Source organism: Alkanindiges illinoisensis DSM 15370 (genome assembly GCF_000619845.1).
Lineage (GTDB): Bacteria > Pseudomonadota > Gammaproteobacteria > Pseudomonadales > Moraxellaceae > Alkanindiges > Alkanindiges illinoisensis.
On sequence record NZ_JHUX01000008.1, the window covers coordinates 113,389 to 130,728 of the forward strand.

The 17,340-nt window shown below is 48.1% G+C and carries 15 protein-coding genes; 8 read left to right on the forward strand and 7 right to left on the reverse strand.

The genetic code is table 11. From position 1 onward, the window contains the following. Positions 1 to 35: 35 nt before the first annotated feature. Positions 36 to 1,154 (forward strand): outer membrane protein Omp38, encoded by a 1,119-nt coding sequence (gene omp38 / locus Q337_RS0112475; protein WP_026471874.1) that lies wholly within the window; start codon positions 36 to 38, stop codon positions 1,152 to 1,154. A gap of 99 nt (positions 1,155 to 1,253) precedes the next feature. Here the strand turns inward: omp38 and Q337_RS19030 are convergent, their stop codons facing one another. Both Q337_RS19030 and Q337_RS0112485 read right to left on the reverse strand, forming a co-directional pair. Next, positions 1,254 to 1,421, reverse strand: a complete 168-nt coding sequence (locus tag Q337_RS19030) for a hypothetical protein (RefSeq protein ID WP_169733764.1) — start codon at positions 1,419 to 1,421, stop codon at positions 1,254 to 1,256. A gap of 27 nt (positions 1,422 to 1,448) precedes the next feature. Then, the gene (locus Q337_RS0112485) at positions 1,449 to 2,678 is read right to left on the reverse strand and encodes an RtcB family protein (RefSeq protein ID WP_026471875.1); all 1,230 of its coding nucleotides are present in this window, start codon (positions 2,676 to 2,678) and stop codon (positions 1,449 to 1,451) included. Between the two features lie 552 nt (positions 2,679 to 3,230). Here Q337_RS0112485 and Q337_RS0112495 point away from each other — a divergent pair. Further along, positions 3,231 to 3,659 (forward strand): low affinity iron permease family protein, encoded by a 429-nt coding sequence (locus Q337_RS0112495; RefSeq protein WP_026471877.1) that lies wholly within the window; start codon positions 3,231 to 3,233, stop codon positions 3,657 to 3,659. 119 nt (positions 3,660 to 3,778) lie between these two features. Here Q337_RS0112495 and Q337_RS0112500 read toward each other — a convergent pair whose 3' ends face one another. After that, positions 3,779 to 5,245: an amino acid permease gene (locus Q337_RS0112500; RefSeq protein ID WP_034280290.1), complete on the reverse strand. Its 1,467-nt coding sequence runs from the start codon at positions 5,243 to 5,245 to the stop codon at positions 3,779 to 3,781. Between the two features lie 70 nt (positions 5,246 to 5,315). Next, positions 5,316 to 6,347 carry a class I SAM-dependent methyltransferase gene (locus Q337_RS0112505; protein WP_026471879.1) on the reverse strand — a complete coding sequence of 344 codons (1,032 nt, stop codon included), beginning with the start codon at positions 6,345 to 6,347 and terminating at the stop codon, positions 5,316 to 5,318. 307 nt (positions 6,348 to 6,654) lie between these two features. On the opposite strand from Q337_RS0112505, the gene typA reads away from it, so the two are divergent. From typA to Q337_RS0112520, 3 genes are all read left to right on the forward strand, one after another. Continuing rightward, positions 6,655 to 8,508, forward strand: coding sequence for a translational GTPase TypA (gene typA / locus Q337_RS0112510; RefSeq protein ID WP_026471880.1), 1,854 nt, complete (start codon positions 6,655 to 6,657; stop codon positions 8,506 to 8,508). Between the two features lie 271 nt (positions 8,509 to 8,779). Then, positions 8,780 to 9,235, forward strand: a complete 456-nt coding sequence (gene mscL / locus Q337_RS0112515) for a large conductance mechanosensitive channel protein MscL (RefSeq protein ID WP_026471881.1) — start codon at positions 8,780 to 8,782, stop codon at positions 9,233 to 9,235. Between the two features lie 94 nt (positions 9,236 to 9,329). Beyond that, complete coding sequence (locus tag Q337_RS0112520) at positions 9,330 to 10,199, forward strand: EamA family transporter (protein ID WP_026471882.1); 870 nt, start codon at positions 9,330 to 9,332, stop codon at positions 10,197 to 10,199. A 49-nt stretch (positions 10,200 to 10,248) separates the two neighbouring features. On the opposite strand, the gene mutM is transcribed toward Q337_RS0112520, so the two are convergent. After that, positions 10,249 to 11,085, reverse strand: coding sequence for a bifunctional DNA-formamidopyrimidine glycosylase/DNA-(apurinic or apyrimidinic site) lyase (gene mutM / locus Q337_RS0112525; RefSeq protein WP_026471883.1), 837 nt, complete (start codon positions 11,083 to 11,085; stop codon positions 10,249 to 10,251). A 132-nt stretch (positions 11,086 to 11,217) separates the two neighbouring features. On the opposite strand from mutM, the gene Q337_RS0112530 reads away from it, so the two are divergent. Both Q337_RS0112530 and Q337_RS0112535 read left to right on the forward strand, forming a co-directional pair. Then, positions 11,218 to 11,838: a DNA-3-methyladenine glycosylase gene (locus Q337_RS0112530; protein WP_084494829.1), complete on the forward strand. Its 621-nt coding sequence runs from the start codon at positions 11,218 to 11,220 to the stop codon at positions 11,836 to 11,838. 67 nt (positions 11,839 to 11,905) lie between these two features. Beyond that, positions 11,906 to 13,021 carry an NADH:flavin oxidoreductase/NADH oxidase gene (locus Q337_RS0112535; RefSeq protein ID WP_026471885.1) on the forward strand — a complete coding sequence of 372 codons (1,116 nt, stop codon included), beginning with the start codon at positions 11,906 to 11,908 and terminating at the stop codon, positions 13,019 to 13,021. A gap of 53 nt (positions 13,022 to 13,074) precedes the next feature. On the opposite strand, the gene ygfZ is transcribed toward Q337_RS0112535, so the two are convergent. Both ygfZ and Q337_RS0112545 read right to left on the reverse strand, forming a co-directional pair. Further along, the gene (gene ygfZ / locus Q337_RS0112540; RefSeq protein WP_026471886.1) at positions 13,075 to 13,815 is read right to left on the reverse strand and encodes a CAF17-like 4Fe-4S cluster assembly/insertion protein YgfZ; all 741 of its coding nucleotides are present in this window, start codon (positions 13,813 to 13,815) and stop codon (positions 13,075 to 13,077) included. Positions 13,816 to 14,043: 228 nt separating this feature from the next. Then, positions 14,044 to 14,436: a hypothetical protein gene (locus Q337_RS0112545; RefSeq protein ID WP_026471887.1), complete on the reverse strand. Its 393-nt coding sequence runs from the start codon at positions 14,434 to 14,436 to the stop codon at positions 14,044 to 14,046. A gap of 278 nt (positions 14,437 to 14,714) precedes the next feature. Here Q337_RS0112545 and acnD point away from each other — a divergent pair, with 278 nt between their 5' ends. Then, entirely contained in the window at positions 14,715 to 17,339 is a 2,625-nt protein-coding gene (gene acnD, locus Q337_RS0112550) for a Fe/S-dependent 2-methylisocitrate dehydratase AcnD (RefSeq protein WP_026471888.1), read from the forward strand. Position 17,340 lies beyond the last annotated feature (1 nt).

The following is a 17,340-nucleotide window of genomic DNA, read 5'->3' on the forward strand; positions in this document are numbered from 1 at the left end:
GTTATTAATAAATTCTTACAACTCTGGAGAGATTGATGCAATTGAGTCGTGCTGTGCTGGCCATGCTAATGGCTATTCCTTTTACTGCGGCTACAGCAGGTGTTACGGTGAGCCCACTGATTCTGGGTTATACCTGGTATCCTGATAATGCAAAGAAGCGTGAGCGTACTGAACAATTTAATGTGAATCAGGCCAGCACAGGCTACCAACTGGATAATGATGTGTATACCGGTGCCGCAATTGGCCTTGAACTCACGCCAGGGCTTGGTTTTGAAGTGGAATACGGTGAAACCCATGCCGATGCTAAACTGAAAAACGGTACTACTAGCCTGACCACTGATACCTACGATGCCAAGCAGAAAAACCTTCTGGGTAATTTTTACGTCACTTCTGATTTGATCACCAAAAACTATGACAGCAAGGTAAAGCCTTATATGATGCTGGGTGGCGGTCAGGCCAAGTATGAAATTGATGACACTGCGGGCAATGTAGGCACTGAATCTACAGACACAATTGGTAATGCAGGATTAGGGGTGTTCTGGCGTGTTAATGATTCATTATCAATTCGCACCGAAGGCCGGGCCATTTATAACTTTGATAATAAAATCTGGGAACCACAGGCAATTGCTGGTCTGAATCTGGTATTGGGTGGCCACTTAAAACCAGCAGTACCCATTGCTCCGGTTGAGCCAGTTGCTCCACCGCCACCTGTTGTGGTACCTGCACCAACTCCAATACCAGCACCTTTACCGCCAAAAGAGTTGACTGAAGACTTACGCATGGAATTGCGGATTTTCTTTGATACCAACAAATCGGTAATTAAGGCGCAGTACAAGCCTGAAGTAGCCAAGGTTGCGACCAAGTTACAGGAATATCCCAATGCCGCAGCTACAATCGAAGGCCATACTGACAATACCGGTTCGCGCCAATTGAATGAGCGACTGGCATTGGCACGTGCCAATGCAGTAAAAAGCATGCTAGTGAATGAATTTGGTATCAATTCTAGCCGCTTGACTACACAGGGTTTTGCTTGGGATAGCCCGATTGCAACCAATGCAACACCAGATGGCCGTGCCTTAAACCGCCGTGTTTATGCGGTAATCAAAGGTAGCCGTACGGTGATTATTCCGGCTGATCAGGTGCCAGCCAACTAAAAGTTGCCAAGCAGTATTGAACCGTAAATCTATAAAAAAAGCCGCAATAACTGCGGCTTTCTTATTGAAGGTTTTGAATATAAAAACTATGTGAGTCATTTAAGAATCCTCCCATAAGTTCTTTTTAAGTCGTTGCTTGGTGGCGCGGCGCTCACGCATTCTGGCCACATCAATATCCTGCTTTTGATGTACACCACTTTTATGCAGTAGCGGATGCAGCGCCAGATGATTGCGTTCCTGAAACGCTGGCATTTTTTTAACTTTCATAGCTTGCTCCTGACAAATGTTATGTCTTTAACCTTTCACACATAAAACCTGTTTTAAAGTATGAACCACTTCAACCAGATCGGTCTGGTTAGCCATCACCTGATCAATGTCCTTGTAGGCTGCGGGAATTTCATCAACTACGCCACCATCCTTACGGCATTCAATACCTTCAGTTTGCAGGCTCAGGTCATCAGGGGTAAACAGTCGCTTTGCCTTGCTCCGGCTCATTTTCCGGCCTGCGCCATGCGAGCAGGAACAAAACGATTCGGGATTACCTTTGCCACGCACAATATAGGATTTTGTGCCCATTGATCCGGGAATAATACCCAGTTCATCTGTTCCTGCACGGATAGCCCCTTTGCGGGTCACAAAGACATTTTCACCAAAATGCTGCTCCTGCTGTACATAATTATGGTGGCAGTTCACTGCTTCCTTGGATAACTGAAATGGTGGCAAATGGGGACGAATGGCTTCCAAAACCAGTCGCATCATTTCACGGCGGTTTTCATAGGCATAATCCTGCGCCCAGTGTACGGCTTCCACATAGTCATCAAAACTGGCAGAGCCTTCTGCAAAATACGACAGGTCCTTATCGGGTACATGACCAAAGCGATGCTGTGCTTCCTTTTTAGCCAGTTCAATAAAGTAGGTGCCGATACAATTGCCAAGTCCACGGCTGCCGGAATGCAACATCACCCAGACCTGATCCTGTTCATCCACGCACAGTTCAATAAAGTGGTTGCCACCACCCAAAGTACCGAGCTGTTTTTGCCAGGTTTGGTCAAAATTTTTCAGCATGCGCTTAAGGCCCGGATGCTTGGCAATAATGGTATTCAGGCGCTTGTCCAGCGGGCTCAGTGTGGAAGCCTTGGCCTTTACCTGTTTGTGCAGGGCAAAACCGACGGGCACCTTGCGTTCAATATCGCTACGGATACGGCGCAAGTCATCCGGCAGTTGGCGGGCATTTAAGCCAAGCCGGACTGCATTCATGCCGCAACCAATATCCACACCAACAGCCGCAGGAATAATGGCATTTTTGGTAGGAATTACACTGCCGACTGTGGCACCAATCCCTAAGTGAACATCCGGCATTACCGCCACATGCGAATGAATAAACTGCAATTGCGCTACTTTCTTAAGCTGCTCAATGGCATCCGCGTCGATATCTGTGGTGAAAATCTTGATGGGAACGCCATAGCCCAAATTATTAAGGGTCTGAGCATCATCTCTGGCGTTAATGGTCATTTGTATGGCCATGATTATTTTCCATTTAAAAAATTGATCATGGTAAATATCAACGACAGCGCACCTGTGCACCTTAAAAACCTTGCAGTGCTAACCGGGGTACGTCTTACCGTACGGGTTTTTTCAGGTATAAAAAAACCCAGCGAATGCTGAGCTTTTGGCTTATGCATTCGGATATTTACCGTTTTTAAGTCTGGCAAACATCCGAACGGGCAGATGTTTGCTAAACAGTCAGGTTTTTCTTCAAATTAGGGTTTAGCACAACATCCTCCTTTTAATTGGTTAAAATTAGGGAATCAATGGAATCTGGTAAATCAGCATATCACTTGGGGATAGCTGGTTTATGCAGGGCAATTATTATAAGTTGAATCCGCAAAAATGCAATACTTTCCGGCACAGGGCAAAAACTCATGCTGTTATATCGGGAGAAACAAAGGACTATTACGCTAGGTTTAATCTGCAAGTCACGTTTAATCAACAAATTATAAAAAAACTATGCTCGCATCAGGAGTCAATTTTTAAGATTATTTTAAGGATACACTTGATAAAAACAGGACATAGATCATGAGCATGACGCATAGGTATGAAGGGCTGGCCAAGCAGGCAGCCAAGTATTCAGGCCGGCCAGTAACCTTTTTAATCGCCACGCTGGTGGTGATTGTCTGGGCAGTGTCCGGGCCGATTTTTCATTACAGTGATACCTGGCAGCTGGTGATCAATACGGGGACGACCATCATTACCTTTCTCATGGTGTTTTTAATCCAGAATACCCAGAATACTGACACCACGGCGATTCAGCTTAAACTGGATGAACTGATTCGGGTCAAGCAGGCCGTAGACAATAGCTTGTTAAATCTGGAAGACATGGATGCCGCATCGTTAGAAAAATTCAGGGAAAAATACCTGAAGCTGGCAAAAGAAGCCTGTGAGCAAATCGAAGAAAAAGCTGATGTACAAAAAGTAGATGAGTACAAAAACAAACCCACTGCTTGATTGACAGGGGCTTGTTTAGTAAACACTATTCGTTGTAATAAATGAGGATAAATTTTGCCGCTATTGTTTGGAAACTGCTTTGGAGATTGCTTTAGAGACTATGTGCCGGACAGTGCGGTTTAATCGCCCCGGTAAGGCCGCACATCCATTTCGGTATAGGTAACAAAACGGGTTTTATACTTCCAGCGATAGCCCAGCCAGATGGCCAAGAAAATGGGAATGCTGATATAAGCCGAAATAATACCTTGCCAGTCGATGTGCTCACCAATAAAAGCCTGATAATTTTGCCCCAGAGTAATAAACAAACATAACGCAAAGGCAAACAATGGGCCAAACGGGAAAAACTTGGCTTGATAGGGCAATTCGCTGAGCTGATAGCCTTGGGCAATATAGCCCTTGCGAAAGCGGTAATGTGCTACTGCAATACCAAGCCACACAATAAAGCCGCACATCCCTGAGGTATTCAGCAGCCAGACATATACCTGTTTGTCCCCAATAAAGGTGCTTAAAAAACACAATGCACCAATCAGCGTGGTTGCCAGCAAGGCGTTACGCGGTACACCGTTTTTACTCAATCTGGCAAAAATTCGCGGCGCATTGCCTTCTTTGGCCAGGTTATACAGCATGCGGGTTGACGCATACATGCCGGAATTTCCAGCCGACAAAATGGCAGTCAGGATGACTGCATTCATGACACTGGCGGCAAAGGCAAAGCCGGCGCGTTCAAACAGCAGGGTAAATGGTGATACCGTAATGTCATTGTTACTGGCGGCTTGCAGCAGGCGCGGGTCATCGTAGGGAATCAGCGTGCCAATTACAAAAATGGCCAGAATGTAAAACATCAGGATGCGCCAGAATAGCTGCTTGATGGCGAGTGGGATGGTCTTTTTGGGGTTTTCCGATTCCCCGGCTGCCACACCAATCAGCTCGGTGCCCTGAAAGGAAAATCCGGCAATCATGGCAACCCCAACCATGGCCTGCAGGCCACCTACAAACGGCGCATCACCATGCGTCCAGTTGCTAAAGCCGGGTGACTGTACGCCATGCATCAGGCCAAAGATACTGGCCAGCCCAAGCCCAATGAAAATAATTACGGCAATAACTTTAACCAGTGAAAACCAGAATTCACTTTCGCCAAAGCCTTTGACTGAAATGACATTAAGCAAAAACATGAGCGCCAGAAAGCCGCCGCTCCACACGATGCCATTCACCTCAGGGAACCAGAACCCCATGATAATCTGTGCAGCAACCAGCTCGGCAGCAATGGTCACTGCCCAGTTGTACCAGAAGTTCCAGCCCAGCGCGAAACCAAAGCCTTTTTCCACATAGCGCTCACCATAGGTGGAAAATGAGCCGGAAACCGGCTGGTAAGCTGCCATTTCACCCAGACTGGTCATCAGGAAAAACACCATCACGCCAATCAGGGCATAGGCCAGCAATGCACCTGCCGGGCCAGCCGCAGCAATGGTACTGCCGGATGCCAGAAACAGGCCGGTGCCAATGGAGCCGCCAATGGCAATCATGTTTAAATGGCGGGCTTTGAGTTTGCGCTGTAAGTGCGGCGCTTCAGGGTGTGGGCTGGCCATGATAAAAAAAATATCCGGTTAAATAAGACAGTATGAAACAACAGGTTTATGTAAGAAAACCAGCGCAAAACTAGCTGCGTTTGGCTTGGTATACATGAAAGCCATGCCCCTGGGCAAGGACATGACAATGGCCAAAATGGGTTTTGAGCAGCGGAGGATATTTTAAAAAGCTGTTGGCAACAATCCTTAATTCACTTCCTGAATAATGGGAAGGGTTAAGGTGCAGCACGGCCTGAGTAAGCAAATCTTCACTGGCTTGATAGCTGGTATGAATGCCCTGATGAAACGGCGGATTGCTAATAATGGCGCCCAGATTGTGCGGGGCATCAGCAATGCCACGTCCGGCAATCAGGTGAACACCGTCATCCTCAGCAATCTGGTTGGCAGCCAGACTTAAGCGGGTCGCAGCCAGTGCAAAGGCATCGACATCCAGGAAATGCACGGTTTGCTGAGGATATTTTTTCTTTAAAAAACAGCCAATCACACCTGCACCGCAACCAAAATCCAGCAAGTCGCCTTTGGGCAAATTGTCCAGATGTTGCAGCAACAGGGCAGTGCCATGATCCAACTCACCATGGCTAAATACACCGGGTAGGCTAACTACCTTTAAATGATCAAATGGTTCCAGCACAACGGTTTTGGCCCAATCAATCAGTGGCTTGTCGTTAACAGGGCCGGACAAATTGCATTGCCACAACTGGCAATGCCGGGCGCTATCGAGTTTTAAGGTTTTGCCATAAGGCTGTAACTGCTTGGCAGCACGCTCAATGCCAGCACGCTTTTCACCCACCAGAAACAGCTCGCCCTGAGGTTTTAACCGGCTGGCAATGCGCTGTAATAAATAATTGGTGAGTTCTTTTGATTTGGGCAAAAAGATAATGGCCTGATCAAATTGCTGTTCTGGCGGTTCGGCTGAAAAATGACAGTCACTGCTAAGCTGTGTCAAGGCACTATATTCTCCAAAGTGCCAAGACCACGCACACAGGCTGCTAATCTGTGGTTTTAGCGCGTGAATGAGCTGATCGGCTGGCAGGCCTGCCAGTAATACGGAACCCTTAAAAAAATCGAGCTGCCGTAAAATTACTTCGCTGCGCGGATCCATGCCATGCCCCTGTAACGTGTCTGGTTTAAAAATGAAATTTTAGCAGAACTTGCCTAATGAATTCTGCGTGCGCCACAATGAAAATCTGAACCGTCAGAATCAAGGCAGGATGAAAAAGTCTGGTCTGGTTTTGCTGGCCCGATGGGGTGGTTACAAAGTAACCAGTATGAGGTGTTTAAAAAAACCAATGCTGTAACCGGTTCTCTGATATAATTTCGCGTCCAAATTTTTAGTTGCTTGCATTCAGATGGGTGCTAGTAAAATAAACTGTGTACATACGTATGTACAAACTACCGGATTTAATTGAATGTCATCTAATGCAAGTGATTCAAGTGTAAAAGATTTACGCAATATTGCCATTATTGCGCACGTTGACCATGGCAAAACCACACTGGTCGACAAATTGTTGCAACAGTCTGGCGCGCTGGGCGACCGTGCTGGTGAAATTGAGCGTGTGATGGATTCCAATGCGCTGGAAAGTGAGCGCGGTATTACCATTCTGGCCAAGAATACGGCCATTAAGTGGTTAGATAAGCGTACCAATCAGGAATACCGCATTAATATCGTGGATACCCCAGGACACGCCGATTTTGGTGGTGAAGTAGAGCGTGTTATGTCCATGGTGGACTGCGTACTGCTGCTGGTTGATGCGCAAGATGGCCCAATGCCACAAACCCGCTTTGTAACCCAGAAAGCCTTTGCCCGTGGCCTAAAGCCAATTGTGGTACTGAACAAGATTGACCGTCCGGGCGCACGTCCTGACTGGGTAATGGATCAGGTATTTGACCTGTTTGACAATCTGGGCGCCAGCGATGAACAGCTGGATTTCCCGGTGGTGTATGCCTCTGCACTTAATGGTATTGCCGGTAATGACCCAGCCGACATGGCCGATGACATGACCCCACTGTTCCAGACCATTGTAGACATTGTTGAGCCGCCAAAAGTTGATATTGATGGCCCGTTCCAGATGCAGATTTCCAGTCTGGATTACAACAGCTTTGTGGGCGTAATCGGGATTGGCCGTATCCAGCGCGGTGCAGTTAAAACCAACACCCCGGTGGTGGTGGTAGATAAAGAAGGCAACAAGCGTAACGGTCGTATCCTGCAAATCATGGGCTACCATGGTCTTGAGCGCGTTGAAGTGCCAGATGCGTCTGCTGGTGACATTGTCTGTATTACCGGTATTGATGCACTAAACATTTCTGACACCATTTGTGACCCGAAAACTGTTGAAGCATTGCCACCACTGTCTGTGGATGAGCCAACTGTTTCCATGACTTTTCAGGTCAACAACTCGCCATTTGCTGGTAAAGAAGGCAAATTTGTGACCTCACGTAATATCCGTGAGCGCCTGGAACGTGAACTGATTCACAACGTGGCACTGCGTGTTGAAGACACTGATTCTCCAGACCGTTTCAAGGTGTCTGGCCGTGGCGAATTGCACTTGTCGGTACTGATTGAAAACATGCGCCGCGAAGGCTTTGAGCTGGGTGTATCGCGTCCTGAAGTGATCATGAAAGAAATTGACGGCGTGATGAACGAGCCGTTTGAAAACGTAACCTTTGATGTGGAAGAACAGCATCAGGGCGGCGTGATGGAGCAAATGGGTAACCGCCGTGGCGAGCTGACCAATATGGAAGTAGACGGCAAAGGCCGTATCCGTATTGAAGCCACTGTGCCATCACGTGGCCTGATTGGTTTCCGCTCCGAGTTCCTGACCATGACATCCGGTTCAGGCATCATGACTTCCAGCTTCTCGCATTATGGCCCGGTTAAAAGCGGAACAGGGGCATCACGTCAAAATGGTGTGCTGATTTCCATGGCCAATGGCACTTGTCTGGCGTATGGCCTGTATTTCCTGCAGGATCGTGGCCGTTTGTTTGCCGAGCCACAGCTTGAAGTGTATGAAGGCATGATCGTAGGCATTAACTCCCGTGGTGATGACATGGTGGTTAACCCAACCAAAGCCAAGCAGCTGACCAACGTGCGTGCCAGTGGTACGGATGAAGCGCTGACCTTGACGCCAGCCATTAAATTTACGCTGGAACAGGCGTTGGAATTTATTGAAGATGACGAACTGGTTGAGGTAACTCCAAAATCGATTCGTATGCGCAAGAAATTCCTGACTGAAAATGATCGTAAACGCGCTGGTCGTAAGTAAGCATGTATTAAACCAGAATAAGCCCACTGCCATAAAAGCAGTGTGCCTACTGTAGTGCTAAATACGTGATTTTACGAAGTTAGCAAAAACCACTTGTCTATCTCTTAGGCAGGTGGTTTTTTATTGTGTTGCAAAACTGTGTGAACCCGTTCCTTTTTTTGGCAAAAACATTACAGTAAAACCTGACACAGTATTAAAGCTGTTTTTAATTTAAATAACATATTGTTATGCGATAAATTTTCTATATGAAAACCATAACTGGAGTGATTGCATGAGCATTCTGCAAGAATTTAAAGAGTTTGCCATCAAGGGCAACATGATTGACCTGGCAGTGGGTGTGATTATTGGCGGTGCCTTTAGCAAGATTACTGATTCACTGGTGAAAGATATTTTTATGCCATTTATTTCGTGGATTGTTGGCGGTGATGTGGATTTTTCCCAGTGGTTTATTGTGCTGGGCGATAATCCCAATAACCTGACATCACTGGCTGACCTTAAGGCGGCAGGGGTCAATGTGCTGAGCTATGGTAGTTTCCTGACCATTTTAATTAATTTCCTGCTGCTGGCATGGATCGTGTTCCTGATGGTCAAAGGCATTAACCGCCTGCGTCGCATTCATGCCAACAAGGAAGAACCCAAAAAAGCCGATGAAAAACCGGCACCGGAACCTGAAGACATCAAGCTATTGCGTGAAATCCGTGATCAGTTAAAGACCAAAAATAGTTAAAATTTTCAAGAACGGCTGAGAAATCGGCCGTTTTTTATTGCCAAGAGTTTTACCCGTTTTATACTGACTGCTTTGGGGCTTTCGTAAACTTATAATGACGGAATTGCTGCTTGCGGCGCTGTGCAGTGTGCTGGTGTCACTGGTTTTAAAGTGGTCAAAATCGCAGGGTTTTACTGCAATTGCACTGATTAGCTGGAATTATGTAGCGGCCATTGGCTTGAGCGCTGTATTGCTGAAGCCGAATTTTAGCAGCCTACAGCATATCAACTACGGATCGTGGCTGGCCTTTTTGGCACTGGGTCTTTTGTTGCCTGTGATTTTTGTGACACTAGCCCGTTCATTACACCATGCTGGCCTGATTAAAACTGAAGTGGCACAGCGTATGTCGTTGGTGCTGTCATTATTGGCGGCATTTTTGCTGTTTGACGAAAGCTTTAACTGGCTCAAGCTGCTGGGGATTGTACTGGGTTTGGGCGGCGTGCTGGGCCTGATTTTGAGTAGCAAAGGTAGCAGCAAGCCGGTTGGTGCGCTAAAGCATTCGAGTGGGTTATTGCTGGCGGTATGGGCAGGTTATGCCGCTGTCGATGTATTGCTGAAATATATTTCCACGCTGGGCTATTCTACCAGTACCGCCCTGTGTGCCAGTTTTGGTATTGCCTTGTTGGGCTTGTGTCTGTGGCAAGCCATACAACGCCAGTTGAAACTGTTGCTACAGCCCCGCCATATTGGGCTGGGGTTAATGCTCGGCACATTAAATTTTTGCAATATCTGGTTTTACATCAAGGCACATCAGCAGCTGGCCAGCAATCCAGCCATCATTTTTGCCAGCATGAACATTCTGGTGGTCATACTAGGCGTTATTGCTGGGGTAGTGCTATTCCAAGAAAAACTGAAAAAATCCGGCTGGGGATTTGTGGCTTTGTCACTCTTGGCGATTGTGGTGCTGTATTACGCTAAACTCTAACTTACCCTAAGTTTACAGATAGATTTTAGGGCTATTTTAAAGGCTGGCGCTATTTCAATGGCTGACAGCAGGGACAAAACGCACTGGCGCGCTGGCCCAGTTTCAGGTTTTCAAGTTCTGTATCGCAATTGATGCACAGTTCACCTGCACGACCATACGCCAGCAGAGTTTGCTGAAAATAACCGTTTTCGCCCATTGCATTGGTATAGTCACGCAAAGTGGAGCCGCCCAGATCAATGGCCTGTTTTAGAATGCGCTTGATTTCCAGCACCAGTTTTTCAATTTCAGACATGGTGAGTGAACTGGCTGGCCGCGCCGGATGAATGCCGGTATTAAACAGGCTTTCGGTGGCATAAATATTTCCCACGCCCACCACCACAGCATTGTCCATAATGGCCACCTTAATGGCGGTACTTTTACCTTTTAATTTGCTGGCCAGATAGCTGGCATCAAATTCATTATCCAGTGGCTCTGGCCCCAGCTTTGATAGCAGGGGATGCGTACCATTTTCCAGCCACAGCATGCAGCCAAAACGGCGCGGATCGTGATAGCGCAGTTCAGTGATTTGCCCTTCATTGTCAGTAAACTGCCCATCACTGAATTGTAAAATCACATGATCATGCTTGCGTAATTCATCCTGTGCATTGCAAATACTAAAACTGCCGGACATACCCAAATGCAATAGCAACGCATCCTGGTCAAAATGCGCCAGAATATACTTGGCACGACGTTCTAGCCTGAGCAGCTTTTGTCCAGTCAGTTTGGATAAATCATCCGGCACAGGCCAGCGTAAGCTATGCTGACGTACCTGAACATGGGTCACAGTCTGGCCCAATAAGGGTTGCAAACTGGTTTTGGTGGTTTCAACTTCGGGCAATTCAGGCATAAAACGCTCACAGATCAACAACGGCTATCACACGTTGTAACAGGTTTAGCAAAAACCGGCTTAGCAATAACAGATTTAATCCAATTAATATTGGTCTTAAAGTGAAAGAAAACAAGGACACTGTGCTCAAAGATGCAAAAATCACCGACACCTTCCAATATTGCTATAAGTCAACCGGAACAAGTGTGTTCCAATGCAGCACAGGTTCTGGCGCATGACTGGTTTAGGCGCCCGACTGCGGTGGTGGCGGCTGATTTGATTGGCTGCTATTTATGTCGTCGTATGGATGATGGGCAGGTGGTTCGAGCCATGATTACTGAAACTGAGGCTTATCTAGGCGTTGGTGATGCAGCCTGCCATGCCTTTGAGGGGCGTCATACGCCGCGTACCAGTGTGATGTACAAAGAAGCAGGCACCATTTATGTGTACCTGATTTATGGGCTGCATTATTTATTGAACATTGTGACCACCGAAATTGGCCAGCCGGAAGCGGTACTGATTCGCGCGGTGCATGTGCAAGGTGAACCTATCAAGACTGGCGCAGGGCCTGCCAAGCTGACCAAGCGGTTAACTATTGATAAGCGCTTGAACAATCACCTGCTGGGCGAGCAGGTTGGACTTTGGATTGAAAATAAAACCGAAGCCAATATTCCGGTGAGCGTAGCCAAGCGGGTAGGCATTGATTATGCCGGAGAAGCTGCGCACTGGCTGATGCGTTTTTACTGGACAGGGCATGGGTCGGTGTCTAAGTAGTGGTTTAAGGCAATAGTTTTAACTGCTGTCATTCTTGTATGGTATGAATCACTTGATGAGGTAAAGCATGAGTTTGTTATTTAGCCCGATCCAGTTGGGAACATTAACCTTGAAGAACCGGATTATTGTCGCGCCAATGTGCCAGTATTCTGCTGAAGACAACGGTGAAATTACCGCATGGCATCGGGCGCACTGGATGAACATGGCACTGTCTGGCGCTGGTTTATTTATTGTCGAAGCCACCACCGTGCAGGAAAACGGCGGCATTACTTATGCTGACCTTGGGCTATGGAATGATCCGCAGAAGCACAAAATGCAGCAGGCACTGGCAGAAATCCGGCAATTTACACCTATGCCAATAGCCATTCAGCTGGCTCATGCCGGGCGCAAGGCCTCCACGGAAAAACCCTGGCATGGTGGTCAGCAAATTCCTGCCAATCAGCCGCATGGCTGGCAAACTGTGGCACCTAGTGCACTGACTTTTGACCCTGAGGAGGCCTTGCCGCATACGCTTGACCTTGCAGGGATCAAACAGGTGCAACAGGATTTTGCCAAGGCAGCCCAGCGCGCTGTCGATGCTGGCTTTGAGTTGATTGAACTGCATTCAGCACATGGCTACTTGTTGCATCAGTTTTTATCACCGCTATCCAACCAGCGACATGATGAATATGGGGGTAGCCTGCAAAACCGCCTGCGCATGGTGCTGGAAACATTTACCGCCATTAAGGCAGCAGTACCAGAAGGTTTTCCGGTGGGTGTACGCATTTCGGGTACAGACTGGATTAATGAACCAAACCGGCAAGGCTGGGATATTGCATCCAGTATTGCACTGTCTCAACAGTTGGAACAACTGGGTGCGGCCTATATTCATGTGTCCAGCGGTGGCTTGGACATCCAGCAAAAAATTGAAGTGAAGGACAACTATCAGGTGCCTTTTGCTGATGCCATCAAGCAGCAGGTTAACATTCCGGTGATTGCAGTCGGCCTGATTACCAAAGCCCAGCAGGCAGAAGCCATTTTGCAAAACCACCAGGCAGATGCGATTGCTGTGGCACGTGCCATGCTGTATGACCCGCGCTGGCCGTGGCATGTGGCCGCCGAGCTAAAAGAAAAAATTGCCATTGCGCCGCAATATTTACGTAGTCAGCCGCACGGCTTAAAGAAATTGTTTGAACCTTTTTAACGGCTATAAAAAAGCGTGATATGACTTCACGCTTTTAAATTTTCAGCAGCGTGTTATGCTTCACGCCCTATATCGCCATTCAAGCCTTCTGGTAAGTCCAGCACCTGATAAATTGAAGCTTCTAAGGCACTAGGCTTTGCCACCACCAGTGCTTGCCAGCCATCTGCGCTTGCAATGGCATTCACCACCTGAATATCTTTGTCTAATTCAGCACCCCCAGCAGGCACATCACCAATCCCGGCACGAATCAGATGCAGCCAGTGCTTGGGCTTGGCGCGAAACCACAGGCGCGCAATGATTTCCTGCCCCAGATAACAGCCCTTGTCATAGTCAACACCACCACGCTGATGCAAACGCAATTCCTGTGGCTGAAACAGTCCTGCTGTTTGCGCCGTAATCCATGCCTGTCCTTGGCTAATGGCAGTGTGTTGCCATTGTTCAGGCTTTACACCTTGGTCATCGGTACTAAAGCTGGCTTTACCGTCAATAATCGCCAAATGCACAGGTACTGCTGCGTCCAGTTGGAATTTTGAAAATGCACCATATTTTTTAATGTGGGCTTGCAGGGCATCACGCTGGTCGTCGGCCACAATGACTTCAATGGATTCGGCACTGTATTTTTTTAGCCACAAGCCAAAATTAATGCGGCCTTTTAAGTCACAAATAGCGGTAGGACGATATTCATCGGCACTGATAGCATTGACGTTTACTGTCACCTGTCCCTGCAAGAATTTTTCGGCATCCGGCCCTTGTAGTGTCAGGCGGCTAAAGCTTGGGGAAGCGCTTAAACTCATGGTTATCTCCAAAAAAATGGTCTGCAATTAGAATTGCTGGCATAAGATTTTGGTTATTTTTAACTTCAAGGTGACCAAAATCAGGGATTGCCGGAATTCAACCGTGACTCAATGAAATCATGCTGTATAGCCTATACCTAAACAGTTGGGGATACTGCCTGAAAACTCAACAATCTGCTCAAATTGTAGTTGAGGATGTGAGTTTAAACAGGTCTGCTGGGATTGAGGCTAAAGTTGTGCCAGTACAAAAACCAGTTTAACCAGTCCACATAGCATGACGATAAAGGGCTGGAGCAGCAACCAGCCAAAAGCCATCCAGCCAGCAGCGCCATCAATCCGCTGGGCTTTTGTTTCAAGATAAAATACCAGTGCCAGCAGGGTTAAATCGGCAAGTGCCAATGCCAGCCACCAGCCAAAACCGGCCTGCATCAGCAGCCAGTAATTCACTGCCATGACGGGTGCCCATACCATGCCACAAAGGGCCAGTAGCGCCAGTAGGGGAGAGGTTTTTGCCTTAGCATGTGGCGGGCTGTTTTTGTTGTGACGCCGGATAAACTGCTGGCCCAGCACGGCTACTGTAAACAGTGCAGCCAGTGTGCCCAGCACAAGGGTTGAAGGCATGTATCTATCGTTATGCAATGATCTAGCGATAGTCTAGCAAGTAATCAAGCGGATAATAAGTAACCAGTTAATCAATAGGTGGTTTTATCGAAAATTCCAGTTAAATTTGCCAAAATAAGAAATAGAGTAAAAAACCTAAGAATATGTAACTAAATATTTCAAAAGCTAGGTTTTTTAGGGGTAAATCTATGATAAATATAAAATTTGGGAAACGCTATTCGCGCAGAGTACAATATGCACCATTGATAACACCGAGCCACTGGATTAACCCCCTAGCCATGAATACACAATACCGTAAGCCCTTACCCGGTACCCAGCTTGACTACTTTGATGTTCGCGCCGCAGTTGAAGCCATTCAGCCCGGTAGCTATGACACCCTGCCGTATACCTCGCGCGTGCTGGCGGAACAACTGGTACGCCGTGCCGAACCCGAGCACTTAACTGATTACCTCACCCAATTGATTGAGCGCCGTCAGGATCTGGATTTTCCATGGTATCCGGCCCGCGTGGTGTGCCATGACATTTTGGGCCAGACTGCACTGGTTGACCTTGCTGGCCTGCGTGATGCCATTGCCGATCAGGGTGGTGATCCTTCCAAAGTCAATCCGGTGGTGCCAACCCAGCTGATTGTGGATCACTCACTGGCTGTAGAGTGTGGCGGTTTTGATCCTGATGCGTTTGAAAAAAACCGCGCCATTGAAGACCGTCGCAACGAAGACCGTTTCCATTTTATTGAATGGACCAAAACTGCGTTTAAAAACGTGGATGTTATTCCAGCCGGTAACGGCATCATGCACCAGATCAATCTGGAAAAAATGTCGCCGGTTATTCAGAATCGTGATGGCATTGCATTCCCGGATACCTGTGTAGGCACTGATTCGCACACCCCGCACGTGGATGCGCTGGGTGTGATTGCGATTGGTGTGGGTGGTCTGGAAGCAGAAACTGTGATGCTGGGCCGTGCTTCCATGATGCGCCTGCCGGATATTGTCGGCGTGGAATTGGTTGGCCAGCGTCAACCCGGCATTACCGCAACTGATATTGTGCTGGCTCTAACGGAATTCCTGCGTAAAGAGCGTGTGGTCGGCGCTTACCTTGAGTTCTTTGGCGAAGGTGCGGACAGCATGACCATTGGTGACCGCGCCACCATTTCCAACATGACGCCAGAATACGGTGCAACTGCCGCCATGTTCTCCATTGACCAGCAAACACTGGACTATTTAAAGCTCACTGGCCGTGAAGACGAGCAGGTAGCACTGGTGGAAACCTACGCCAAAGCCACTGGCCTGTGGGCAGATAGCTTAAAAACTGCGGTGTATCCACGCGTACTGAAATTTGACCTGTCCACGGTTACCCGTAACATGGCTGGCCCATCCAACCCGCATGCGCGCGTGTCAACCAGTGACTTGGCTGCCAAGGGCATTGCTGGCGTGGTAGAAAATCGCACTGATGGCCTGATGCCAGATGGCGCAGTGATTATTGCAGCCATTACCTCCTGTACCAATACTTCCAACCCGCGCAATACCGTGGCGGCTGGTTTGCTGGCCAAAAAAGCCAATGAACTGGGCCTGACCCGCAAGCCATGGGTAAAAAGCTCGTTTGCACCGGGTTCCAAGGCTGCTGCGCTGTATCTGGAAGAAGCCGGCGTATTAAATGAACTGGAAAAACTGGGCTTTGGTATTGTGGCATTTGCCTGCACCACCTGTAACGGCATGTCTGGCGCGTTAGATCCACAAATCCAGCAGGAAATTATTGACCGCGATTTGTACGCCACTGCCGTGTTGTCCGGTAACCGTAACTTTGATGGCCGCATTCATCCCTATGCCAAGCAGGCCTTTTTGGCATCCCCACCGCTGGTCGTAGCCTATGCGATTGCTGGTACTATTCGTTTTGACATTGAAAAAGACGTATTGGGCACCGACAAAAACGGCAATCCGGTATATCTAAAAGACATCTGGCCAAGTGATGAAGAAATTGATGCACTGGTAGCCAAGAGCGTGAAGCCGGAACAATTCCGCAAGGTTTATATTCCCATGTTTGACCTTGGTGAAATTGAACAGGCAGAAAGCCCACTGTACGACTGGCGTCCGATGTCAACCTACATTCGTCGTCCGCCGTACTGGGATACGGAAGGCATGGGCGCGCTGGCTGCCAATCCACGTACCCTGACAGGTATGCGTCCACTGGCGGTACTGCCAGACAACATCACCACCGACCATTTGTCGCCCTCCAATGCGATTCTGGCCAGCAGTGCAGCGGGTGAATATCTTGCCAAAATGGGCCTGCCGGAAGAAGACTTTAACTCTTATGCCACCCATCGCGGCGACCATTTGACCGCCATGCGCGCTACCTTTGCTAACCCGAAATTACTGAATGAAATGGTGCGCAATGAAGCGGGCAAGGTGATTCAGGGTTCACTGGCGCGTGTTGAGCCAGAAGGTCAGGTGACCCGCATGTGGGAAGCCATTGAAACCTATATGACCCGCAAGCAGCCGCTGATTATTATTGCCGGTGCGGATTATGGTCAGGGTTCCAGTCGTGACTGGGCGGCCAAAGGTGTGCGTCTGGCAGGTGTTGAAGCGATTGTGGCGGAAGGCTTTGAGCGCATTCACCGTACCAACCTGATTGGCATGGGTGTATTGCCATTGGAGTTTAAGGCAGGCACCAACCGCAATACCTTGAACATTGATGGCACTGAAACCTTTGATGTGATTGGCCAACATACGCCACGCGCTGAGCTGACACTGGTGATTCATCGGGCAAATGGTGAAAGCCTTGAAGTGCCAGTGATCTCGCGTCTGGATACTGCCGAAGAAGTGCTGATTTATGAAGCCGGTGGTGTGCTGCAGCGCTTTGCCAAGGACTTTTTAGAAGGCAATGTTGAAGTAGAAGCGACTGCTTAAA